This is a genomic window from Gardnerella sp. DNF01141 (assembly GCF_049244255.1).
GTDB classification, from domain to species: Bacteria; Actinomycetota; Actinomycetes; order Actinomycetales; family Bifidobacteriaceae; genus Bifidobacterium; species Bifidobacterium vaginale_E.
Map to the genome: position 1 here is coordinate 210,352 of NZ_CP058391.1, position 24,249 is coordinate 234,600.

Genomic DNA, 24,249 nt, shown 5'->3' on the forward strand with positions numbered 1-24,249 from the left:
TGGACTTATGAGCCAGACGGCGTATCGCACACACCATGCCGTTGAAGTGACTGAGACATTAGTTGGACAAAATGTAACCATTGCTGGTTGGGTTGATCGTCGCCGCGACCACGGTGGCGTTGCCTTTGTTGATGTCCGTGATAACACAGGCCTGGTGCAGGTTGTTATTTATGATGAGGAAACTGCACGCCCGCTTAGAAGCGAGTTTGTTGTGCAGGTAACAGGCGAGGTTCGCTTGCGTCCGGATGGTAATGAAAACGACCACTTAGCAACCGGTAAAATTGAGATTGTTGCTCAAACTGTTACAATTCTCGCTAAATCCGACGCTCTTCCATTCCAAGTTTCTACAGCTTTGGAAAACGAGTCCGAAAACAAGCTACCTAGCGAAGACGTACGTTTGAAGTACCGTTATCTTGATTTGCGCCGTCCATCAATGCAGCGAAATCTAAAGCTTCGCTCAAACATGGCTAAGGCTGCGCGCCACGCTTTGGAAGATATGGACTTTACAGAAGTAGAAACACCAACGTTTATTAAGTCCACTCCAGAAGGTGCTCGCGATTTTGTTGTTCCAGCACGTTTGGTTCCAGGATCTTGGTACGCACTTCCACAGTCTCCTCAGCTATTAAAGCAGTTGCTTATGGTTTCTGGTGTTGAGCGCTACTATCAGCTTGCTCGTTGCTATCGCGATGAAGACTTCCGCGCAGATCGCCAGCCTGAGTTCACTCAGCTAGATATGGAGATGAGCTTTGCAAGCCAAGAAGATGTTATGGCTATGGCAGAGCGCGTTATTGCCGCTATTTGGAAGGAAGCTGGCCACGAAATCACTCTTCCTTTGCCTCGAATCACTTGGCAGGAAGCAATGGATAAGTACGGTTCAGATAAGCCAGATTTGCGTTTTGGAAACCCACTTATTGAGTTGACTGACTTCTTTAAGAACACTCCATTCCGAGTATTCCAAGCTCCTTACGTTGGTGCTGTGCTATTTAAGGGTGGCGCCGAAACTCCTCGTCGTCAGTTTGACGCTTGGCAGGATTGGGCTAAGCAACGTGGTGCTAAGGGCTTAGCTTACGTAGTCTTCGGTGAAGATGGCGAGCTTAAAGGCCCTGTTGCTAAGAATCTTAGCGAAGAAGAGCGCGCAGGTTTGAAGGAAGCTGTTGGTGCAGAAGACGGCGACGCAGTATTCTTTGCAGCAGGCAGCCGTGAGTCTTCCCAGCTTTTGCTTGGTGCAGTGCGCGTTGAACTTGCTAGCCGCGCAGGATTGCTTCACCCAGATGAGTTTGCTTTCACTTGGGTTGTTGACTTCCCATTGTTTAAGCGCACAGATGATCCAGACGATGATGATGTTGCAGTTGGCCATTCTAAGTGGACTTCTATGCACCATCCGTTCACAATGCCATCTGCTGATTGGATTGACAAGTTCGATAAAGACCCAGAGCATGCAATGAGCGATTCTTACGACATTGTTTGCAACGGTAACGAGATGGGCGGCGGTTCTGTTCGTATTCATCGCGACGATATTCAAGATCGCGTGCTTGACGTTCTTGGAATCGACAAGGCCGAAGCTGACGAAAAGTTTGGATTCTTGCTTGAAGCTTTCAAGTATGGTGCTCCACCTCACGCAGGTATTGCTTTGGGTTGGGATCGTACTGCTGCAATTTTGGCAGGAGCAAGCTCGATTCGCGACGTAATCGCCTTCCCTAAGGCTGGCGGCGGTCGCGATCCTCTAACTGGCGCTCCAGCTCCAATTTCTGACGAACAGCGCGCAGAAACTGGCGTAGACTACGATCCTGAAGAAGAAGAGTAAATAAAATCTACTCTTAACTTATTGTTACGAAGCCGTTGATTGTTGATTTAATAATCCTCAATCAACGGCTTTTTGTAACCTAAGAGTAACAAAACGTAACGGTGGCGATAAATAACCGTAACACAGCTTGGCTAGACTTCTTTTTATGGATAAGCAAGTATCAAAGTCAGATCCAAACGCCGAGGATATGACTAATAGCACTTCTAAAGTGCTCAAAGCGGCAAATCCCCTTGTAGAATTAAGCCATGTCGAAAAGCATTTCGGAAAACTACATGTGCTTAAAGATATTAATCTCACTGTCAATAAAGGCGAAGTTCTCGTTATTATTGGCCCATCCGGTTCTGGAAAATCAACGATGTGCCGTACAATCAACCGTCTTGAAACAATTGATTCGGGAGATATTCGCATAGATAGCAAGCCACTTCCACAGGAAGGCAAAGAGCTTGCATCCTTGCGCGCAGAAGTTGGAATGGTATTCCAGTCATTTAATCTTTTTGCAAATAAAACAATACTCGAAAACGTTACTCTTGCACCAATGAAAGTTCGTCACATGGATCAGCAAAGCGCTGAAACTCTTGCCATGGAATTACTTACTAGGGTAGGAGTAGACAATCAGGCCAATAAAATGCCTTCACAACTTTCAGGCGGGCAGCAGCAGCGCGTAGCAATCGCTCGAGCGCTAGCAATGCAACCAAAAGTTATGCTTTTTGACGAACCAACTTCCGCACTTGACCCAGAAATGGTTAACGAGGTACTGGATGTTATGGTTGAGCTTGCAAAAGATGGCATGACAATGATTTGTGTTACGCACGAAATGGGCTTTGCTCGTAAAGCTGCTGACAGAATTGTGTTTATGGCCGATGGTCAAATCCTCGAACAGGGTACTCCAGAAGAATTCTTCGAGAATCCAAAAACTGATCGAGCAAAAGATTTCCTTTCCAAGATTCTTACGCACTAATAGCGCTTTTTTCAATTTCGTTTTAGCTTAAACGCCAAAACATGCGAAAACAGTTCTTATGAAGGGAAAAGATATGAAAATATTACATAATCGCATTTTTCGTGCGATACTAGCGATGCTTTGTACCGTATGCTGCGTTATGCCGCTTACAGCTTGCGATCGTAGCGATGGTAAAAAAGTAATACGCATTGGTATTAAATTCGATCAGCCTGGTATGGGTTTCAAAAAAGCAGGAACTTACGTTGGCTTTGACGTTGACGTTGCTAAGTATGTTGCCAAAAAGCTCGGCTATTCAGAAGATCAAATCGTATGGAAAGAATCACCATCTAAGCAGCGTGAAGCAATGCTTCAAAACGGTGATGTCGATATGATTGTTGCATCATATTCCATTACTGACGCTCGCAAGAAAATGGTTTCATTTGCAGGACCTTACTTTATTGCCGGACAAGATTTACTAGTTCGCAAAGATGAGCATAAGGTGAGTGGCCCGAACGATTTAGATGGTAAGCGTTTATGCTCAGTATCTGGTTCAACGTCTGCAATAGTTATTAAAGAGAAGTACTCTTCAAAGGTACAACTTATGCAACAGCCAGGCTATGCTGAATGTGCAACTGCATTATTCTCAGGCATTGTGGATGCTGTAACTACTGACGATATTATTCTTGCTGGCCTAGCTACAGCTTCTAGAGGTCGTTTAAAGCTTATTAGTAAACCATTTACCGCAGAATATTACGGAATTGGCATCAAAAAAGGAAATACTAGCTTAGCTAAGAAAATTAACGCCGCCTTAAAAGAAATGATTCATAACGGATCTTGGAAGCGAGCTCTAGACGATAATTTGCGCGGAACTGGTTTTAAGCCAAACGCAAAGTATAATCCGCCAATTCCTCAAGAGGGGGAGATGTAATATGCAAGATTTCGTGCAACTTTTTACCTCCTACAATATTCCAGGAGCATTCTTGGTCAATATTGAAATCACCTTATGGAGTGTACTGTTTTCAACAATAATTGGTGTAATACTTGTTACGATGCGCATTTGCCCTGTGGCTTCTTTACGCATGGTTGCAACTGCCTACGTTGAGCTTTTTAAAAACATGCCTCTTACAATCATCATGGTTTTCATGGTGTTAGGCGTGTACGCTCAGCTTAAGCTTGGTTTCTCACCAATTTTTGAAGTGAATTTCTTCTGGCTTGCAATTGCTGGATTATCACTATATACGGCAGCGTTTGTGTGCGAATCTTTAAGATCCGGACTTAACACTGTTCCTGTTGGTCAAGCTGAAGCCTGCCGCGCTCTTGGATTAAACTTCTTCCAGTCGGCAACGCAAGTGATTTTGCCACAAACATTCTGCGGATCTGTAGCACCTTTGGGTAACACTTTTATTGCATTGCTTAAAAACTCTACAGTTGCTGCAGCAGCATCTGTTGCAACAGAAACTTCAACAATGATGAGCGAAATGATTGAGAAGCATGCGGATTTAATCGTACCAATCTTCTTAATATTCGCCTTAGGATACATCATCCTCATTATTCCTATTGGAATTTTGACAACGTATCTGTCTAACAAGCTTGCTGTAAGAAGGTGATAGTGATGGCTAAACAACGTGAACAATCATTATTATTTGACGCTCCAGGTCCTAAAGCTCTTAGGAAGATTCGAGTAGCAAATATTATTGCAGCCTGCGTGTTTGCTGTATTCGTTATTGCTGTACTAATGCGACTTAGCAATCCACCAGAAGGAGAAAACCAGCTTTCTTGGGTATTGTGGAATCCAGCTATTGAATCTGAAGCATGGGTTGATTTCTATCTTCCAGGATTATGGATGACTTTGAAAGCTTCCATGCTTGCTGTAGTAGGTTCCATAATATTCGGCTTATTCTTTGGATTGTGCCGTCTTTTACCTAATTTCATTATTCGTAGTATTTCTGCAGTAATAGTTGAGTTCTGCCGAGCCGTACCAGTATTAATGCTTATGATTTTCTTGTGGAGAGCATTTGCACTTTCTGGCATGAAAGAGGCATCATACTGGGCTGTAGTTCTAGCTTTGATTATGTACAACGGCTCCGTTGTTGCCGAGCTTGTTAGAGCAGGCGTTGGTAATCTGCCAAACGGACAACGCGAAGCTTCGTTAGCATTAGGCTTAAGCGAATACCAATCTCTTACACAAATCGAAATGCCACAGGCTATTATTGCTATGATGCCTGCTGCAGTAACTCAGCTTGTTGTTGTTTTGAAGGATACTGCTCTTGGTTCGATTATTATGTACACTGATTTACTCCAGGAATCTCGTCGACTTGGATCAATGTACTTTAATATTTTGCAAACTTTAAGCGTGGCAGCAGTTATATACTTCCTGATTTGCCTTGCGCTATCTTGGTTTGCAGAATGGCTCCCAGCTCACTTGAAGAATCGCACTGCGGCTCCAACAGAGGCAGACCCTGTTGCACCAATTGCTATTATGGATCCTTCTAACGTGAACCAGATGGCTGTGGCTAACGAGGTTAAGGAATTGCCTTATGGCGGTACTCCTCGTAAGTATCACGTCCATCACCGTGGAACTAACGCTTCTATCCATCATTGGCGTAGAACTCGCTACATACAAGGCTATGATGAGCATCACTTAAAAACTGGCGACGAGACAGAAGGAAATCTTAAGAATGCTCAAAACAATTTTGACAACAAATCAAAAAACAAGCCAAAGGATAATCATAAAGATATTAAAAAAGATAATCCAAAAGCTTAGCTTGTAGCTAAAATTTGTAGCAAAATTTAGGAAGCGTAGTTAGTGACTTTAGTTGCTGACTACGCTTTTTGTAGCTAAACTATTAAGGTCATAAACTATTTATGGCCACATACATACAAGGAGGCTAATACATGGATGGCGCGTTTGAATTGTCCGCTGCAAAGATGCGCGAACAAGGAATGAGCGAAATTGCTATTGAACAATTTGAGCACTTGTATAACGTTTGGAGCGTAAATAAATCTGGGGATAATTCAGGGGAGTTTATTCGCGAAAGCACAATTGAGCCTATTAAAAGCGTTCCAACTTTTCACGAAATTTACGAAACTATTGATCACGATAAAGCAGTGAACGCATTCGCAAAAACAGCGTTTATTAAACTGAACGGCGGTTTGGGAACTTCTATGGGATTGTCTTGCGCAAAATCTTTACTACCAGTTCGCAGACATAAAGCTCGTCAAATGCGCTTTATTGATATTATTATCGGTCAGGTTCTTACAGCACGTCAGCGTTTAGGAGTTGAGCTTCCACTGATTTTTATGAACTCTTTCCGCACTTCTCACGATACTTTGCAAGTTCTAAAACGCAATCGTAAGTTTATTCAGGAAGATATTCCAGTTGAAATTATTCAGCATCAAGAGCCTAAACTTGTTGAAGAAACAGGAGATCCGGTTTCTTACGAAAAAGATCATTGCCTTGAATGGTGTCCTCCTGGACATGGTGATATTTTTTCAACTCTGTGGGAATCTAAATTATTACAAACTTTAAAAGAGCACGGTATTGAGTATTTGTTTATCTCAAATTCCGACAACTTAGGCGCAAGACCTTCAAGAACACTTGCACAGCATTTTGAAAATACTGGCGCTCCAATCATGATTGAAGTTGCAAAACGAACCCAAGCTGATCGAAAAGGTGGGCATATTGTTCGAGATGCTCAAACTGGAAGATTAATGCTTCGCGAAATGACACAGGTTCATCCGGAAGATCGCAGAAGTGCGCAAAGTATTAAAAAGCATCCATATTTTAATACGAATAATATTTGGGTTCGTGTTGACGCGTTGCAAAAAAAGCTGGAAGAACATGATGGAGTTTTGCCACTTCCTGTTATTTGTAACAGAAAAACAGTTGACCCAACTGACGAAACAAGCACTCCAGTAGTCCAATTAGAAACAGCAATGGGCGCTGTTGCATCGCTTTTTGACGAAGCGCTTTGCGTGGAAGTAGACCGTATGCGTTTCTTGCCTGTTAAAACCACAAATGACTTGTTTATTATGCGATCCGACAGATTCCATCTTACTGATTCTTACGAGATGGAAGATGGAAATTACATATTCCCAGATATTGATTTGGATCCACGCTATTACAAGAACATAAACGATTTTAACGAGAGATTCCCATACTCCGTACCAGCTTTAGCTGCTGCAAAATCGGTTACAATTAGGGGAGATTGGACTTTTGGCAACCAGGTATCAATGTTTGCTGACGCAGTATTAGAAGACACTGGTGAGCCAAGTTATGTTCCAAATGGAGAATTTGTTGGACCGCAAGGAATTGAACCAGATTCATGGGTTTAGTATGGCGTGTCGCGAAAAAATGGCGTATTTTCAACGTTGTTTGTGTTTGTGTGAACAAAAAATATAGAATTATTGTAACTTTTTTCAAAAAATGTCCACACGTACCGCAAAACACCATTAAAATAGAAAAGGTTGTGTAATACTGCAGCGCAAATAAAACCGCATTTTGCAAGTTTTGCATGCACTTACACATAAGTAAACAGATTTCAAACATGATACGTGAGGACCAATGGTAGAAGGAAGCAACGGAAGGCGACGTTTTTCCGACAAATGGGGCAAACACGAGCTCGATGTGCTCGCTGTATTGTCTTCCGCATTCCCGCAATGGCTGACTTCGCGGCAAATTGCACAGCGCGTTAAAGCATACGCAGATTCTTATGGTGAGCTTGCTGACCAAGCAGCCAAAGCAGCATTCGCAAAACAATTCCAGCGAGATCGCGCAAAACTAGCTGCTATGGGAATTGCAATCGAGTCTAGGCAGCCTGAATACTCATCGAAGTCCGAAGGTCAAGACTTTGCTTCATATCGTTTGCAATTAGGCGATGAGCCTCGCGTGCGTTTACGTTTTGACCAATCTGAATTGCCAGTGTTAGCAGCAGCAAATTATCTTGCTCGCTCAATGTCTATTTCTTCTATTGAATCGGATCAGCATGAGCAGCAGCGTACTTCTCGCACAGCTCCACGAGTTCCTCAAACTCCTATTCCTGGATTAGGTTTGGATTCTATTGCGCCTGGTTTAGGTACTCAAATGCTTCCTGATTCTTTGGTGAAAGTTATTGATTCTCGTCGTTTTGCAGCAACAGTTGACGTTGACGGAGAACACTTAAATGTTGCTTATACAGATGCAGACGATTTAGCGATGTTTGTGCTAGAGCATCCAGGCTCAAGCGTTGTAAGCCCACAAGAGGCAGTTGACGCTTTCCACCGTCGCTTGCACGCAGCTGTAGATTTTGCAGCATGCAACGAAAATAACAAACTTAATAGCGAAGAAGATAACGAAGCACCTTTGCAAAATACTGAAGCGCAAGATGCTGAAGCAGATAAATCTCACGCAAAGAAAGGCTCATCCTTCCAAACGGGCAGCGAGGTTGACCGTCGTTTGCGTTTGATGCTTTTCTTATCTGCCCATCTTGGAGAAGAATTCCCATTAAACGAACTAGCTGAGCGTTTTATTGGAAAGCCAAAGAATGAGGATGAGCTTCGTCGTTTCGTTACGATTCTTCACAAAGATATTAATACGCTTACTACTGTTTCCGACGATGGCGAAATGGCAGGCAGCCAATTCTTTGACATTGATTGGACTCTTCTTGAAAACGAGGGCATTGTTTCTGCAACAAACTCTTTGGGTTTGGAGCGTCTTGCCGGTATTTCTCAACAGTATTTGAGTATGCTAACTGCATCTGCTAACTATTTGGCACACTCTCTACTGTTGCCAGTTGAGCAGCGAGCGCAAGCTGAATCGTTGTATAAGCGTCTTCGTCGCCACGTGCTTCCAGGCCAAACTCCTTGGCTAAGCTTAACAGGCTACGAAATCGAGCCTCGCAATTGCTCGATTGTGCGTAGTGCTATTAACGCCTCCGCCTTGTTGGATATGGAGTATACCGATGGAGCTGGCCGTATTCGACGCAAAGTTGTGGCTCCTTCGAAAATTTATGTTGATGAAGGCGTTTACTACGTTGCTGTTTGGACTGATGTTGAGAATCAAACACCTGAAGATAAGCGCGAGTTTGTTTCTAAAGATACGACTATTAACAAGGCAAATGGCTTACCTCGAATTTGGCAGGTGCTTCGCGTAGCTAGAATCGAGCGTGCGGAAGTTGTGGAGCCTGTGTCTAAATTAGAAATTCCAGACGTTCCAGTTAGCGAGCTTCGTAAGTGGAGTTTTGACAATGGTACTGAAACCTGCTTCACTACTGACGAAACAGAGCTTAATTTCTTAAAGAATTTATCTGGAGCTACTATTAAACCTTGCGGAAACGGAGTTGAGGTTCATCTTACGGTTTCTTCAGATTCTTGGTTCGTTGCATTCTGTATTGCTCATGCTCGCCACATTACTGCTGTTGCTCCAGAAACATTGCGCAGTATGATTATTGCCCGCGCACAGCGTGAATTAAGCGTTAATCACGCTGATAGCACGAACTCGGAGGAGTAATATGCCATGGTGGATTTGGCTAGTCATTACAGTGTTTATGCTGTGCATGATTGCCGCCGGAGTAGTGGTAGTTGTTTTAAGCGCAATAAAACTAGCTAGGACTTGCGTTAACTTTACAGATAGTGCAGCCTCTAAGTTTGAAGCTTTGAACGAGTCTAATGAAAACGACGACGAGCCTAAAGATCCTCTTTTTACTCTGCCTATTCAAAAAGCTGCAGAACGTTATGAAAAAACCAGAGAAAAAGTGCTTGAACGCCATCAAAAAATTCGCGAAAATCATCGTAAAATATGGCAGCACTGGGATGAAAAATCTCTTCGAGAAGAAGATATTAAACTATAAAGCTCATAAAACAATTTGAACAATAAAGATAGAGCGGGGCATATTTTGCATAATTCACAAACAGATAACTGCAAAAATGGTGACGTTTTATTGTCTCCTGCTCAACGTTTTGCTGCTTTTCGTGAAGTTATTAAGCATGAGCGTTCAATGGCCGCAGATTTTGAGCGTTCTTTGCCTTTTGATTTAGACGATTTTCAGCGTGAAGCAATTGATGCGCTGGAAGCTGAAAATAATGTTTTAGTTGCTGCTCCTACAGGTGCAGGAAAAACCGTTGTTGCAGATTTTGCAGTATTTTTAGCTCAACAGCGTAACGTAAAAGCCTTTTACACTACGCCAATAAAAGCTTTAAGTAATCAAAAATATCATGATTTTTGCGAACAGTACGGTTCTAAAAATGTTGGTTTACTAACAGGAGACACATCTGTAAATCCTGAAGCAGATATTGTTGTTATGACAACTGAAGTTTTGCGCAATATGCTGTATGAAAACTCTATTACGCTTAATTCTCTTGGCTTTGTAATTCTTGACGAAATTCATTATCTTGCAGACAAATTCCGTGGCGCAGTTTGGGAAGAAGTTATTATTCACCTTCCTAAAACAGTGAAAATCATTGGTTTATCTGCAACAGTTTCTAATGTGGAAGATTTTTCCTCCTGGCTTGAATCTGTGCGTGGAACAACACATTTGGTTGTAGATGAGCACAGGCCTGTACCTCTTGAAAGACATGTTGTTATTCAGGAAGATGGCAGAACTGAGCCTGAATTATTGGATTTATATGATCGCGACAATAAAGGAAACGAAACTAAACGCGTAAATCCTGCATTAACTAGGAAACTTAACGAATGGGAGCATCGCGCTCGTAGACGCCAGGATTCATACAGTGACAGCAAATACCGTTATAGAAAAGGCAAAAAGCGTGTTGTTAGAAGGGGAGTGGCCGAGTCAGATAAATCTACTCGCCGACATACTCCTAAACGTTGGGCTGTTATTGACGAATTAGATTACTTAGGGATGCTTCCTGGAATTTACTTTATTTTTTCTCGTTCAGGCTGCGATCAGGCTGTTCAGCAATGCTTGAATGCTGGATTAATTCTTACTTCCGATGATGAAATGTATGAAATTCGCAAAATCGTTGACAGCATGGTTGCAAATCAACTTTCAAAAGAAGACTTGCATGCACTTTCTTTTGAAAGATTCAGGTTTTCACTTGAACAAGGTTTTGCAGCTCATCATGCTGGAATGATTGCATTATTTAGACATATTGTTGAAACACTATTTGAACGCGGACTTATTAAAGTTGTTTTCGCAACAGAAACACTAGCTTTGGGCTTAAATATGCCTGCAAGAAGCGTTGTAGTAGAAAAGCTAGTAAAGTTTGATGGCACAGGTCATGTTCCTCTTACTCCAGGCGAATTTACGCAGCTTACAGGCCGTGCTGGAAGACGCGGAATTGACGATATTGGTCATGCTGTATTAGTCGATCATGCTGATTTTGTGCCAGCTCAAGCTGCAGCACTTTCTAGTAAGCGCGTGTATCCTTTACATTCAAGCTTCGTACCAACGTTTAACATGGCTGTTAATTTGCTGCATTCAAGCGATGCGGATACTGCTCGCACAACTTTGGATTGCTCATTTGCACAGTGGGAAGCTAATGCTTCAGCCCAACGTTTACATAGTCGTATGAACGAGCTTGAAACAGCTCTTAGTGGATATGAAGAAGCTTTTCACTGTGAACAGGGAGATTTTGCTGATTTTCTTCAGCTGCGCATGAAACTTAAAGAAGCTCAGCATGATCAGCGTCGTAAGCTTAAACACACTTTATTTAAGACGGATGCTGAAAGAAGTGCAGCTTTTAAGAAGCTAGATGACACTATTTCTTTGCTTCGCGAAGAAGAGAGAAAGCATCCTTGTGCTGCATGCCCAGATATTCAACAACATTTACGTTGGGGATACCATTGGATGCGCGAACATAAGGAGCTTGAGCAGGTGCGTGAACGTTATGAATCTCGTACTGGTTCTGTTGCGCGAACTTTTGACCATATTTGTGACGTATTGTACAGTTTGAATTATTTGCAATCTTCCAAAGATAATAACATGCAAAATATTTTATGCCTTACTGATCGCGGACAATTGTTGCGAAGACTATATAATGAACTAGATATTGTTTTTGCTGAGGCGATTTGTGAAGGAATTTTTAATAATCTTACGCCTCTTGAATTATTATCATGCTTATCTGCTTTAGTATACGAATCTAGGGGAGCTTCAGGTGGAGAGCCTAAAAGATACCCGGGTGGTCAAAATGGAGCGGTATTTACAACTGTTTCGCGCATGAAGGATCTATTTATTAGAACAAGCGCATTGTGCGCAAACGCCCATCTTCCAGCTTTAAGACCGCTTGAATTTGGTGCTGTTGATATTATGTACGATTGGGCTCAGGGAGCAGATTTAGCCGACATTTTGCAAAATACAGACAATACTGGAGGCGATTTTGTTCGTCAAGCAAAACGTCTTATTGATTTACTCACCCAGCTTTACGCAGCGGGAGAATATTTACAAGCTATAAGCGGTGTAGATAAAAATCTTGCATCTAACGCTCACGAAGCTGCATTACTTATGAACCGTGGCGTCGTGGCATATTCGGATGTGTAACATGTACAACAGCTAGTCCGTGCAATTAGGTAGTTTTATAAAGTACTAAATAAGGAGATACTATGGCAGAACGCAGTTTACGCGGTATGAGCATTGGTGCAAAATCTTTGGAATCTGACGATAATGTAGATTTTGCTGCACGCGAGGATGTTGCATATGTGTGCCCAAAGGGTCACCGCACAATACTTCCTTTTGCTCAAGGTGCTGATGTTCCTGAAGAATGGGAGTGCCGCTGCGGTTCAATTGCTCATCGCGAAGGCGAAGACGACCGTCCTGACGACGATTTTAACAAGCCGTCTCGCACACACTGGGACATGTTGCTTGAACGCCGTAGTGAAGACGAATTGAAGACTTTACTAGATAAGCGTTTGAAAATGCATCACGAAGGCTGGATTCCTGACTATGAGTGATTGCTCGATGAACTCGAGAAAAATCTCACGAAATGTTGTGCTATTAGATCTTGATGGCACTTTAACAAAGTCTGACGTAGGCATTATTACCTGCGCTAAGCTTGCTTTGAAAGAATTAGGTCAGCCTATTCCTGACGATGCTGAAATGCAACGTTTTATAGGACCGTCTATTTTAGAATCCTTCCAGAGAATTAAAGTTCCTGAAAATCTGCAGATGCAGGGTCTTGCTATTTATCGCAAATATTATTCTGAGATTGCTACATTTGACGATCCGAACGTTCCTGGAAGCAAAATCCCAGGTTGTTTGCTCAATAAAGTATACGATGGTATTCCTGAGCAGCTTATTAAATTACGCAAAGCAGGTTTTTATTTGGCAACCGCATCATGCAAGCCTGAATATCAAATGAAACCTATTTGCGATTATTTCGGATTTAATAATCTTATTGACGGAATTTATGGCGCAAGTCGGGATATGTCTCGTATTACTAAAGCGCAAGTTATTCGATACGTTTTTGATGAGATTGGCTATGATCCAGCTAAAGGCGACAGAGCACTTATGGTTGGCGACCGTTGGACTGATGCTGACGGCGCAAAAGAATGCGGATTAGATTGCTTGGGATGCGCTTGGGGTTACGCTGAACCTGGTGAGCTTAAAGCACACGGATCTTACAGGATTATTGACAACGTAAGCGAATTAAGCACAACAGTTTTAGAATATTTCGCTTAACTTATTATTTAATAATACTTTTGTAAGACGCGCGACATTTTCTTTACATTACTGTGTAGTTTATGTAGTTTGAGTTTATTGTTTGAGTGTATTTACTTGATATATTTATCCGATAATGTACGTTATGTCAAATTAGATCAGAATACGCAAACAGAAGCAGTAAAATCTCACCTAATTTACAGCCCTAGCACTATTGCAAAATAATCTATTCTTTTAAGTTTCTGTATGAACAAAATATCATTGTAGAAACGTTTGCAAGAATAAGCACGATAATAATTACGTATGAAGGAATCAAAGTTGAGTCCGTTAATAAGAAATAATTATTGTAAACAAATCCAAAATCGCGAACAAAATGCAAAAGCATGTATGCAATCATCGCACACGGCAACCCACAACAATGCGTAATAACAATGTTCCAAGGTATTAAGCGAACCGAATTTTGCTTATTTATATTTGATTTAGAATAAGCATTTTTTTGAGATCTTACTAAAAAACGTAAGCAAGCAAATAGACTATATGAGAACAACGCTACTGATGCAAACCAGAACATAATAATAGCGATACTAACAGCTACAAGCATGCCTATCCCCACGTTTCTTGAACGAGATTCCAAGAACTATGCTTATTCAACGACGTTTTTGTAAGAGATGATTTTAAATTAGATTTAGATGCAGATTTGCCAGAAATTTTCTTGTTGTATTCTGTTTTAGTATTTTCAGAAGATGCTTCTAAAGCTAAATCATCTTCTACACGCGCCACAATACGCCCAACAGCAATAGCAAATACAGCGAAACCAGAAGCAAGCATACGACGCATATTTTCTTGATTATCATCACATTCTTGAACAGACTGTCCGTCGCAAATAATCGTCATATTGCGCAAACGATCCTCAGAATAACGATTGAGAAAAATAATAGCAGTCGTAACATTTACTAAATTTACGCCAGCATCAAGCAGCCTTTTAGCAACCGCCATAATCGCAATATCCTTAAAAGAATACAAACGACGAGAACCAGATCCATTAGATGCATGAATCGAAGGCTCTATAATGCTTTTACGCGCCCAATAATCTAACTGCCGGTAAGTAATACCAGCAACCTTCATAGCAACGCTACCACGATATCCTAGCTGATCAGATGATAGCGAAAAACCAAAAAGCTCCCCCTGAACAGCATAAGAAGAATTATCGGAAGAATTATCGGACTGTAACTGCGTCATGAGCGAAAAATACCAGTCGGAATTTACCAATCATGATTTCATCACCATTATGAAGCACAGCTTCATCCACTCTTTCACGATTTACGTAAGTTCCGTTCAAGCTTCCAGCATCAATAATGCTAAAGACGCCGTTAACGCGCTTAAACACTGCGTGAGAGCGAGAAACAGTTGAATCATCGAGCAAAATATCAGCATGTGAATCGCGACCAACTGACACCAAATCCTCGTCAAGAAGATAACGAGAACCGGACACCGCTCCCCTAGTTGAAATCAACAATGCGGTTCCAGGCAGCAATTTTGATATTGTGTCAAAATCATCCTGCTGCAAAGGACGATCCGAAGTAGTATTCATTGGAATATGAATAGCTGGCATACCAATAATAGTTGTTTCGCCAGCGGTAGGAATTGGTTCAGTCATACTTGCTATTCTACCTTGTTACTCGACGGGTTTTGCATATTCGTACTGTTTTGGCTCGCGTGTCGCAGTAATTTCTACCTCATCTGGCACAGAAACCGAAACGGAAGAGCCGAATTTAACCTTCAAACGCGACCCAACACCACCAGCAATATTAACAGCATTTTGAAGATTCTGCGGATCTCCAATTGCTTTAACAATATATGGCGGATCAATCATAACGCCGTCGCATAAAAGACCATGCTTTGTTTGCGAAATATAGCTTGAAGTTACAATGCGAACATCATTAATAGACATAACTTCTACACCAGAATTTCGCAATTCTTCCAAAAGCTGAAACATTGTTGCGGCGTCAATATTTTCCTTCTCTCCTGCTGTAATGTGTATAATAATACCCCTTCCAACAGCTGGAAGACGACCAGAAATAAGACCATTGGCTTGTGCGTTTTGTTGCGCAATTCTTCGCGCTTCATCCTGCTTATTAACTGCCTGCTTTAAAGAATCAAGCTGACCGGTCAATTCACTTTTTCTCATTTCAAGACTCTGAATTTGAGAGTGCGTTTCGGTTATAAGTCGAGTTAGTTCTTCCTCGCTCATTGTTTCATACAGTAAAGAGTTGCTTCTATTAACTTGAATCATATAAGCAAATCCTAAAAGAGCACAAAGAAGCATCATTAAAAGTCCGGTAAATATTCGCGTATAAGTAATATGACCGCTTAAAGACAGCTTTACTCTACGGCGAACAGCCGGAAACGAACCCGTTTGAATTGCATCGCTTTCAGAATCGTGAGCATTCTGTCTGCGCATTTTATGAATAATGTCATCCCCTCGAGAAGTATTAGAAAACAGTGGTCGCATATTAACTCCTGAAAATAAAGCGACGAATTGCAGAAACGTTCGAGAATATTCGAATACCAAGCACAACAATAACTGCAGTCTGCAATTGAGCGCCTACACCAAGCTGGTTTCCAAGCAAAACAAGTAAAGTCGCTGCAATAACGTTTGAGAAGAACGAAATAACGAAAACTTTATCCGAAAAGTTTCGTTCAAAATACGCGCGAGCCGCACCAAGCAATGCATCCAATGCTGCGACCACCATAATCGGCAAATATGGCTGAATAACAATAGGAATATCTGGATGCACCACAATGCCAATTAGCACGCCTAAAATCAAGCCTAGAATTGCTGCCATGCTTATCTCCTATCTCCTATTTCTTTCGCTAGCAAAATTAATATCACCTGTACTAGCTGCGTTTAGTTTTATAACCCTGGAAGGTGAAATTTGTGGATTAATACCTGCGTTAAGTAAAGAAGTATACCAACGTACACGTTTTGCTGCATTAAATGCTCGCATTAATTCATTCGTGTCACCAATTGCTTCAATAACGTAAGGGCTTTGTGTTTGATTAACACCAATAAGAATTGTTTGACCAGCAATACGAATAGACGTTTGAGCACCAATTCTATGCCCATTAACAGATATAGCTTCAGCTCCAGCTTCCCACAATGTTGAAACTAGTCTTTGAATATCTCTATCTGTAACAAGGCGCATACGAGCACCGTTATTTTCCCTAGGCAATGAACCACTATTTGTGTCAGACCGAGCAGAAAGAGGATTTGCAATAGTTAAAGTAACTCCGCTTCCTTCAACAGCATGCGTACCGTTAACCATATCGTCGGATTTACTAACTTCATCTTCCTCGGCAGTTGTAATACGCTGCGATTCATGATCAACACTGTTTCTAAGCTGAGTTACTTCTTTAACAAGCTTGTCAAAGCGATTCGTATAACCAACTAACTCGTTCGCTAAAGAAGAGCGTATTGCTTTTCTTGGATCCGTGTGAAGCTTGCGAACAAACTGACTACCAACAGTCCCAATAGCAATACAAATAAGAAAAACAATGATACGCGTAAACCACTTGTGCCATGGTTTAACAGGCTGTTTGCCTAAACGAGCATCCATAAATAGCGGGTCAACAGGCCGATTGGTTAAGTCGTCAATTAAACGAAGAGCATAATCATCAATATATCGACGCCGATCGTGACTATGCGCAAAACGATCTGCAGTTAGAACAACATGGTGATATTCAAGACCTGTAAAGTATTTGGAGAATAGTGCGCGACGACGAGATAACGCAATACCATCCGATGCTGCAAAAGACTCAGGCATATTCACGCTAGAAACGCTAGAAACGCTAGAAGAGTTAGAAGTCTTAGCAGACTTCTCTTCTCCAAAATCATTCTGAGCGTTATCTAATGCACTATTTTGAGCCATATTAACCTACATAGTTTACTTAGATTTTGCACCAGAAAGTAGCACATATGCTTGTCTGTAATAAAGCAAACCAGCATACCAGTAAAGTACAATACCCCACACTCCGCAAGCTATAGCGGCAGCATACAGTACAAACATGGCCTCAGTGTTAACAGCATATACAATCATAAGAGACACAATAGCTAACATAATAAGAGCAGTCCCAGCTTTACCAACAAAATTAACCGGTAACGGTCCGTAATCGTGTTGAGCCAAAAGAACCACCAAAGCTGCCATAATCACATCTCTTAGAACCACTAATACAAGCGCCCACCACGGTATTATTCTTGCAATTGCCAACGCTACAGTACTAAAAATAATCAGAAGGCGATCAGCTATAGGGTCGAGAATTTGACCTAATTTACTTACCTGATTCCAGCGCCTAGCAATATAGCCATCAATGCAATCGGAAAAAGCAGAAATAGCTAAAACAACCAATGCAAGAATCATATGATGCTTAGTAATAAGCCAAGCTAAGTATGGGATTGAGCATATGCGAAGAAAACTAATAAGATTAGGAACAGTTAGAACGCGATTCATCGCCTTAGGACTGTATTCCTGATTCATCACGAACTTAACCATAATTCTTCCTTAATCACATATTTCATTTACTGGAACAAATATTTATATGCTCAAAAAGTTGTTACAAATGATTTAAAATATTGGGGCATTTTTGATGCCCCAATACCAACTAACTATGCACGCCACGCAGCTTGAGCAGTATTTCTAATAGCTTCAATAGCTTTTGCAGGGCTTTCAGCTCCATAAACTGCAGATCCAGCCACAAGAACGTCAGCTCCAGCTTCAGCAACTGTAGCGGCAGTAGAAGGGCTAACTCCGCCATCTACCTGAATATGAGTTTGAAGTCCTCTGCGAGTAATTTCATCACGCAAACGACGAACTTTATTCATCTGATTGCTCAAGAACTTCTGGCCGCCAAAACCTGGCTCAACTGTCATAATAAGAACCATGTCGAATTCGTCAAGAATATCGAAAATAGGTTCAACTGGTTCAGCAGGGCGAACAGCAAAGCATGCTTTGCAACCCATATCCCTAAGCTGGCGAGCTAAACGCACAGGAGCATGAGTAGCACCCATGTGGAAGCTTACAGAAGCAGCCCCGAGCTTAGCATATTCTGGAGCCCAACGATCAGGATCTTCAATCATAAGATGAACATCAACTGGAAGCTTGGTAACTTCGCAAATACGCTTAACAATTGGCTCCCCCAAAGTTAAGTTCGGTACAAAGTGATGATCCATCACGTCTACGTGAACAAGATCCGCATTCGATATTGCGTCAAGATCGCGCTCAAGATTACAAAAATCTGCGGAAAGAATGCTAGGTGCTATTTGTATATTCATGTGTTCCATTCTAGGAAATGCAAGAGACTAGAATGCTAAAAACTGTACTTAATACTACTTTTTTGAAGTAGATTGTATTTTCTTTGACGAAACATTTTGCTCTTCGCGCTCACGCTCATCCGAAGTAATGTCAATAAGACGTTCAATTAACATTTCGCGTGTAGTATTACTTTTTTGAAGTAAAGCGAATCCTACTGCGGCAAAAATAAAAACAATAATAGAAACCCATACGTTAATTCTGACGCCTAAGAAAACATGCGAAAAATCAATACGCAAAGCTTCAATCCAAACACGACCAAGCGTGTACCACATAACGTACAACATAAATAACGAGCCTGCTTTTAATTTGGCCATAAGCATTTTACCAAAGCAAATAAGCAGTACTGCACCAATGAAATTCCAAATCATTTCATACAAAAATGTTGGATGAAATAATGTTCCAGCTGGGCATGTTAAACCATCGTAACAGCGCTCAGCATGACCAATAGCTTGAGTTGCATTATAGTTTAATTTCAAACCCCAAGGCAATGTTGTTGGAGCACCATAAAGCTCCTGATTAAACCAATTACCAAGCCTACCTACGCCTTGTGCAATAAGTATTGCAGGAGCGGCAGCATCCGCAAGCAAACCGGCAGGATATTTGCGATGCTTACAAAAAATGCATGCAGCAATCGCACCTAAAAATATTCCTCCCCAAATACCAAGTCCACCGTTCCAAATTCTAAAAATTTCTAAGAAATCACCATGAGGTCCAAAGAATCTTTCTGGAGTTGTAATTACGTGGTACAAGCGCGCACCAACTATGCCTATAGGAAGACTTAGAAGAATAATATCGAGAATCTGATTAAAATCACCACCTATGCGCTTCCAACGACGATTGGTAATAAACATTGCAATCAATATGCCTGCAAGAATAGAAAGCGCATAAAACTTTATATTGATAGGCCCAAGTGAAAATTGCGAAATACTTGGTGATGGAATAAAACAGACTGTCATGGCGTCGATATTAGTCTAAACCCAAGATTGAGATTCTAAAGATTGACAATATTCAAGATTCTATGCTTAAAAATGAGCAAGATGCACAAGAACAAGCAGAGCAGGACCACAAAGCAAAATAGAATCTACACGATCTAGCACTCCACCGTGTCCTTTAAGCAGATGACCCATGTCTTTAATGCCAATATCGCGCTTAAGCATAGATGCGCATAAATCACCAAAAGTACCAACGATACCTGAAGAAATGCCCATAACTAACGGCATCCACCAGAAATTAAACCAAGAAGAACCGTAAAAACCTGCAATAATTGCATACGCTCCAACAACAGCAAAAAGCATAGAGCCAATCAAGCCTTCAACAGACTTCTTTGGGGAAATACGCGGAGAAAGCTTATGTTTACCAAGCCAAGCACCAGCAAACAGTCCACCAGTATCGCTTAATGCTGGCAAAAATACTAAAAGCATAGCATGAGCAATAGCATAACGAGTATTAGTTAAAGCTAGAACAATGCAGGAAGCTAAAAGCGGAATATACAAAACTACAAATAGAGAAACAGACATATTTGTAAATAGCGTATGCTCATAGGATGAGCAATTAGAGCCGTTAAGCTTTTTTTCTACAGCATGCATTGTTCGAGTAGAAATAGTGTTACTAAGAGTTGCGCAAACTACAGTAAGAAGTAATGATGCTGTAATTCCGCTAGCCATCGCAACAGCGTGCCATTTTGCGTAATAGGTTGAGAAAATAGTAACAAGAGAGCAAAGCGACAAAGTTACAAACGGTATACGCAACCCAAGAGTTGCAAAATCAACGTGCAACTCCCACAACGCAAGAACCATAAAAACAGCCATTAATACAACGAAAACATCAATGCTAATAAGTAAGCATGCAACAATAGCCACAACCAAAACTGCTGCTGTTGCAATTGCTTGAGGCATATTGCGGCCAGTTCGGCGATTTATGTCTGTTAAAGTTTCATGGGTGCCGCGTTCTTCCTGATTAGTAGAAGTAGCATCTGCTTTTTTTGCAGCGCAGTCAGCTCGCTTTTGATTTAATTCGCTTACAAAATCATGCTGCTTTTGTTGACTCATACGACACCCATTCAGATTGATTACAAAAATCTAAGAAAAACTGTTGAAACTCAGACTTCCATAATTTCTTTTTGCTTACCATCAAGCAAAACATCCAAAGAATCAGTAATCTGCTTAGTTACTTTATCAAGTTCCTTAAGTAAACGATCGCCTTCATCTTCACCAAGATCACCATCTTTAACAGACTTATCAATAGATTCCTTGGCTTTACGACGAATATTTCGTACAGCTACTTTGCCTTCTTCTGCCTTGTTCTTAGCAAGTTTAACGTATTCCTTGCGACGTTCCTCAGTAAGTTCTGGCATAGTTACGCGAATAACATTGCCGTCGCGGTTAGGGCTAACTCCCAAATCTGAATCACGAATTGCTTTTTCAACAGCATTCGCTTGAGAAGCATCAAAAGGAGTAACAGAAAGAGTTCGTGGCTCTGGAACGCCAATAGAAGCTACAGCTTTAATCGGAGTTGGAGCACCATAATAGTCAACCATAATTCCATTTAATAAAGCAGGATTAGCACGACCAGTACGAATACCCATGAAATTTTCCTTAGTAGCTTCCACGGACTTATTCATCTGCTCTTTTGCTTGATCAATAATTGCTGACATGTGTTCTCCTTTGTAATATTTAAGCAAATGTTGGTTCTGCGTCAGACACTAATGTACCAATAGGTTCGCCAACAAGAGCACGAGTTACGTTACCTTCACCCTCTAAGCCGAACACTCGAATTTTTTGATTGTTATCTCTAGCCATAGAAAGTGCGGACGCATCCATGACAGCTAAACCATCAACAAGAGCACGCTGATAGTTCAATGTTACAAATTTTCGAGCAGAAGGATCTTTACGAGGATCCGCACTGTAAACTCCATCAACGCCATTTTTACCCATTAAAACTTCATCGCAATGGATTTCCAAAGAACGCTGAATAGAAACAGTATCTGTTGAGAAGTATGGCATACCGGCACCAGCACCAAAAATAACTACGCGACCCTTCTCAAGATGACGTATTGCTTTCAATGGAATATAAGGCTCTGCAACCTGTCCCATAGTAATAGCAGTTTGTACACGAGTTGCCTGCCCTGCCTGCTCAAGAAAATCTTGAAGAGCAAGACAATTCATAACCGTACCCAACATACCCATGTAATCACCACGGCTACGATCGATACCAGCCTGCTGCAACTCTGCTCCCCTAAAGAAATTACCTCCACCAACAACGATAGCCACTTGAACACCTTCAAGCACTGCAGTCATGATTTCCCCAGCAATCCTTCGAATAACATGAGTATCAATGCCAACAGCGCCGCCGCCAAATGCTTCGCCTGAAAGTTTCAATAAAACCCTACGGGACTTGCTTTCCTCCGCTTGTGCAATTGCCATACAGATTCCTCCAGTCATCACGGCGAATGCAAGTATATCTTTGCTATTTTATCTATAAAACGCGACACTTAACACACATTAAACTGTCAAATAAATAAAAAGGCTGCGCACAAAATGTACACAGCCCAATAGTTTAAGAATCAGAATAGATTCTTAGCATAAGCAATGCTTATTCAGCAGCGCCCTTACCAACCTCAAGACGAGCGAATGCCAAAGCGGTACCGCCGACTTCCTTGAACAAGTCGCCAACGCTCTTGGATGGATCCTTTACGTAAGCCTGCTCAAGAAGAACAGTTTCCTTGAAGAAGGCGTTCATACGACCTTCAACAATCTTTGGAACAATCTTCTCTGGCTTGCCTTCAGCCAAGGACTTCTCAGTTGCAACGCGACGCTCAGATTCCAAAACTTCTTCTGGAACGTCCTCGCGGCGAAGCCACTGAGCACCCATAGCAGAAATCTGCAAAGCTGCTTCGTGAGCAACCTTTGCGCCAGCTTCGTCAGTAGCAATCATGGAAACGATGCTTGGAGGCAATTCCACGGACTTCTTGTGAGCATAAATCTCAACGTGTGGACCGCTTACCTTAGCAACCTGACCAACCTTGACGTGCTCGCCAAACAAAGCTGCTGCTTCTTCAACAGATTCCTTAACAGTTGTGCCATCAGCTGGTGCTGCAAGTACTTCTTCAGCAGTAGAAGCATTAGCTTCAACAGCATGGTCAAGAACAGTGTTAGAGAATTCCACAAACTTAGGGGTCTTTGCCACGAAGTCAGTTTCGGAATTCAACTCAACTGCATAACCAGTTTCGCCTTCAGCAGACTTAACAACCTTAGAAGCGATGGTGCCTTCCTGAGCCTTACGGCCCTCGCGCTTACCAGCGGCCTGAATACCCTTTGCGCGGATGATTTCCTTAGCGCGGGCAACGTCGCCTTCAGCTTCAGTAAGAGCTTTTTTAACGTCCATCATGCCGGCGCCAGTTTCTTCACGCACCTGCTTAATCAACGCTGCAGTAATTGCTGCCATTTTGTTCTCCTCGTATCAATATGATTCTTAAAAGCTGCAAAAAGCAAATAATTAATTGGATTTTGCAGCTTTAATTTAAGAATCTGGTTGCAAATTAGCTTACTAGGCTTTTGCCTCAGTATTTTCTTCCTTAGCAGGCTTAGCTTCAGCTTCGCCTTCCTTGGTGAGCAATTCCTTTTCCCAAGCTGCCATTGGCTGAGCATCATTACCTTCGGACTTAGCGCCCTTACCAGCATGCTCAAGCAAACCTTCAGCTACAGCGTCAGCCATTAAGCTGGTCAACAACTCAACGCCACGAATAGCATCATCGTTAGCTGGAATTGGGTACTCAACAGCTTCAGGATCAGTGTTGGTATCAACGATTGCCACGACTGGAATACCAAGCTTATGAGCTTCTTCAACAGCCAAAGCTTCCTTGTTAATGTCAACAACGAACATGGCAGATGGAGTGCGGTTCATGTTGCGAATACCACCGAGCTGCTTGGAAAGCTTGTCCTTCTCGCGCTCGAGAAGCAAAAGTTCCTTCTTGGTCAAGCCGGATCCACGAACATCGCTGAAGTCCATTTCCTCAAGTTCCTTCAAACGCTTTACGCGAGTAGAAACGGTCTGGAAATTGGTCAACATACCGCCAAGCCAACGCTCGCAAACATAAGGCATGTTTACGCGAGTTGCCTGATTCTGTACAGCTTCCTGAGCCTGCTTCTTAGTGCCCACGAAGAGAACAGTGCCATTGTGGGCAACAGTCTGCTTGATGAAGTCATAAGCCTTGTCGATCATGTCGAGAGACTTGAACAAATTGATGATATGAATACCATTGCGCTGGGTAAGAATGAACTGCTTCATCTTTGGGTTCCAGCGACGAGTCTGATGACCGAAGTGCAAACCAGCCTTCAGCATTTCACTCATGGTAATCTGTGCCATATCTATATACCTTTCTTGTCGGTTCTTGCCTGGCCATGTCTGTTCGCATGCAACTTGGCTTAAACATACGTCTAAACACAAGCCGACCGACACGAACGGACGCGTACATGGCGCGTATTTGCGAGTCCTTGTAGACAATAAAAAGCGAGCATTCATATAACGCGACAATACTCATGCTCAAAA

The 24,249-nt window shown here is 41.9% G+C and carries 24 protein-coding genes; 11 read left to right on the forward strand and 13 right to left on the reverse strand.

What is annotated here, in order from left to right; genetic code table 11:
- The first annotated feature begins 7 nt into the window (after positions 1-7).
- The 11 genes from aspS (at position 8) to HXT35_RS00800 (ending at position 13,354) form a co-directional block, all read left to right on the forward strand.
- Positions 8-1,804: an aspartate--tRNA ligase gene (gene aspS, locus HXT35_RS00750; protein ID WP_004126894.1), complete on the forward strand. Its 1,797-nt coding sequence runs from the start codon at positions 8-10 to the stop codon at positions 1,802-1,804.
- A 187-nt stretch (positions 1,805-1,991) separates the two neighbouring features.
- On the forward strand, positions 1,992-2,762 hold the full coding sequence (locus HXT35_RS00755) for an amino acid ABC transporter ATP-binding protein (RefSeq protein ID WP_032843394.1): 771 nt from the start codon (positions 1,992-1,994) through the stop codon (positions 2,760-2,762).
- A gap of 73 nt (positions 2,763-2,835) precedes the next feature.
- Positions 2,836-3,669, forward strand: a complete 834-nt coding sequence (locus tag HXT35_RS00760; RefSeq protein WP_004126892.1) for a glutamate ABC transporter substrate-binding protein — start codon at positions 2,836-2,838, stop codon at positions 3,667-3,669.
- Position 3,670: 1 nt separating this feature from the next.
- Positions 3,671-4,348, forward strand: coding sequence for an ABC transporter permease subunit (locus tag HXT35_RS00765; protein WP_004126890.1), 678 nt, complete (start codon positions 3,671-3,673; stop codon positions 4,346-4,348).
- Between the two features lie 5 nt (positions 4,349-4,353).
- A complete protein-coding gene (locus tag HXT35_RS00770) occupies positions 4,354-5,505 on the forward strand; it encodes an amino acid ABC transporter permease (protein WP_004126888.1) in 1,152 nt (383 codons plus the stop codon).
- A gap of 131 nt (positions 5,506-5,636) precedes the next feature.
- The gene (locus HXT35_RS00775; RefSeq protein WP_004126886.1) at positions 5,637-7,076 is read left to right on the forward strand and encodes a UTP--glucose-1-phosphate uridylyltransferase; all 1,440 of its coding nucleotides are present in this window, start codon (positions 5,637-5,639) and stop codon (positions 7,074-7,076) included.
- Between the two features lie 229 nt (positions 7,077-7,305).
- Positions 7,306-9,228: a helix-turn-helix transcriptional regulator gene (locus HXT35_RS00780; protein ID WP_421788126.1), complete on the forward strand. Its 1,923-nt coding sequence runs from the start codon at positions 7,306-7,308 to the stop codon at positions 9,226-9,228.
- 1 nt (position 9,229) lies between these two features.
- Entirely contained in the window at positions 9,230-9,568 is a 339-nt protein-coding gene (locus HXT35_RS00785) for a hypothetical protein (protein ID WP_119521138.1), read from the forward strand.
- Positions 9,569-9,583: 15 nt separating this feature from the next.
- The gene (locus HXT35_RS00790) at positions 9,584-12,217 is read left to right on the forward strand and encodes a DEAD/DEAH box helicase (protein ID WP_421788128.1); all 2,634 of its coding nucleotides are present in this window, start codon (positions 9,584-9,586) and stop codon (positions 12,215-12,217) included.
- Positions 12,218-12,279: 62 nt separating this feature from the next.
- Entirely contained in the window at positions 12,280-12,627 is a 348-nt protein-coding gene (locus HXT35_RS00795) for an RNA polymerase-binding protein RbpA (RefSeq protein ID WP_004126876.1), read from the forward strand.
- Positions 12,628-12,634: 7 nt separating this feature from the next.
- Positions 12,635-13,354, forward strand: coding sequence for an HAD hydrolase-like protein (locus tag HXT35_RS00800; protein ID WP_421788130.1), 720 nt, complete (start codon positions 12,635-12,637; stop codon positions 13,352-13,354).
- A gap of 582 nt (positions 13,355-13,936) precedes the next feature.
- On the opposite strand, the gene HXT35_RS00805 is transcribed toward HXT35_RS00800, so the two are convergent.
- The 13 genes from HXT35_RS00805 to rpsB form a co-directional block, all read right to left on the reverse strand.
- Complete coding sequence (locus HXT35_RS00805; protein ID WP_421776149.1) at positions 13,937-14,572, reverse strand: MerR family transcriptional regulator; 636 nt, start codon at positions 14,570-14,572, stop codon at positions 13,937-13,939.
- Positions 14,550-14,990, reverse strand: a complete 441-nt coding sequence (locus HXT35_RS00810) for an FHA domain-containing protein (protein ID WP_004137215.1) — start codon at positions 14,988-14,990, stop codon at positions 14,550-14,552. Before HXT35_RS00810 ends, HXT35_RS00805 begins: the two co-directional genes overlap by 23 nt.
- A gap of 18 nt (positions 14,991-15,008) precedes the next feature.
- Positions 15,009-15,845 carry a DUF881 domain-containing protein gene (locus tag HXT35_RS00815; RefSeq protein ID WP_421788132.1) on the reverse strand — a complete coding sequence of 279 codons (837 nt, stop codon included), beginning with the start codon at positions 15,843-15,845 and terminating at the stop codon, positions 15,009-15,011.
- 1 nt (position 15,846) lies between these two features.
- Entirely contained in the window at positions 15,847-16,179 is a 333-nt protein-coding gene (locus tag HXT35_RS00820; protein ID WP_004135038.1) for a small basic family protein, read from the reverse strand.
- Between the two features lie 9 nt (positions 16,180-16,188).
- Positions 16,189-17,262 (reverse strand): DUF881 domain-containing protein, encoded by a 1,074-nt coding sequence (locus HXT35_RS00825; protein ID WP_421788134.1) that lies wholly within the window; start codon positions 17,260-17,262, stop codon positions 16,189-16,191.
- A gap of 15 nt (positions 17,263-17,277) precedes the next feature.
- Positions 17,278-17,883, reverse strand: a complete 606-nt coding sequence (locus tag HXT35_RS00830; protein WP_421788136.1) for a CDP-alcohol phosphatidyltransferase family protein — start codon at positions 17,881-17,883, stop codon at positions 17,278-17,280.
- Between the two features lie 113 nt (positions 17,884-17,996).
- The gene (gene rpe, locus HXT35_RS00835) at positions 17,997-18,662 is read right to left on the reverse strand and encodes a ribulose-phosphate 3-epimerase (protein WP_004126825.1); all 666 of its coding nucleotides are present in this window, start codon (positions 18,660-18,662) and stop codon (positions 17,997-17,999) included.
- Between the two features lie 54 nt (positions 18,663-18,716).
- Complete coding sequence (gene lgt / locus HXT35_RS00840) at positions 18,717-19,658, reverse strand: prolipoprotein diacylglyceryl transferase (RefSeq protein ID WP_421788138.1); 942 nt, start codon at positions 19,656-19,658, stop codon at positions 18,717-18,719.
- 66 nt (positions 19,659-19,724) lie between these two features.
- Positions 19,725-20,750, reverse strand: coding sequence for a phosphatidate cytidylyltransferase (locus tag HXT35_RS00845; protein WP_004126819.1), 1,026 nt, complete (start codon positions 20,748-20,750; stop codon positions 19,725-19,727).
- A gap of 50 nt (positions 20,751-20,800) precedes the next feature.
- Entirely contained in the window at positions 20,801-21,355 is a 555-nt protein-coding gene (frr, locus tag HXT35_RS00850; protein WP_004126816.1) for a ribosome recycling factor, read from the reverse strand.
- Positions 21,356-21,374: 19 nt separating this feature from the next.
- On the reverse strand, positions 21,375-22,124 hold the full coding sequence (gene pyrH, locus HXT35_RS00855; protein ID WP_004126813.1) for a UMP kinase: 750 nt from the start codon (positions 22,122-22,124) through the stop codon (positions 21,375-21,377).
- A 169-nt stretch (positions 22,125-22,293) separates the two neighbouring features.
- Positions 22,294-23,145 (reverse strand): translation elongation factor Ts, encoded by an 852-nt coding sequence (tsf, locus tag HXT35_RS00860; protein WP_004126801.1) that lies wholly within the window; start codon positions 23,143-23,145, stop codon positions 22,294-22,296.
- Positions 23,146-23,247: 102 nt separating this feature from the next.
- Complete coding sequence (rpsB, locus tag HXT35_RS00865) at positions 23,248-24,066, reverse strand: 30S ribosomal protein S2 (RefSeq protein WP_004126798.1); 819 nt, start codon at positions 24,064-24,066, stop codon at positions 23,248-23,250.
- Positions 24,067-24,249: the final 183 nt, after the last annotated feature.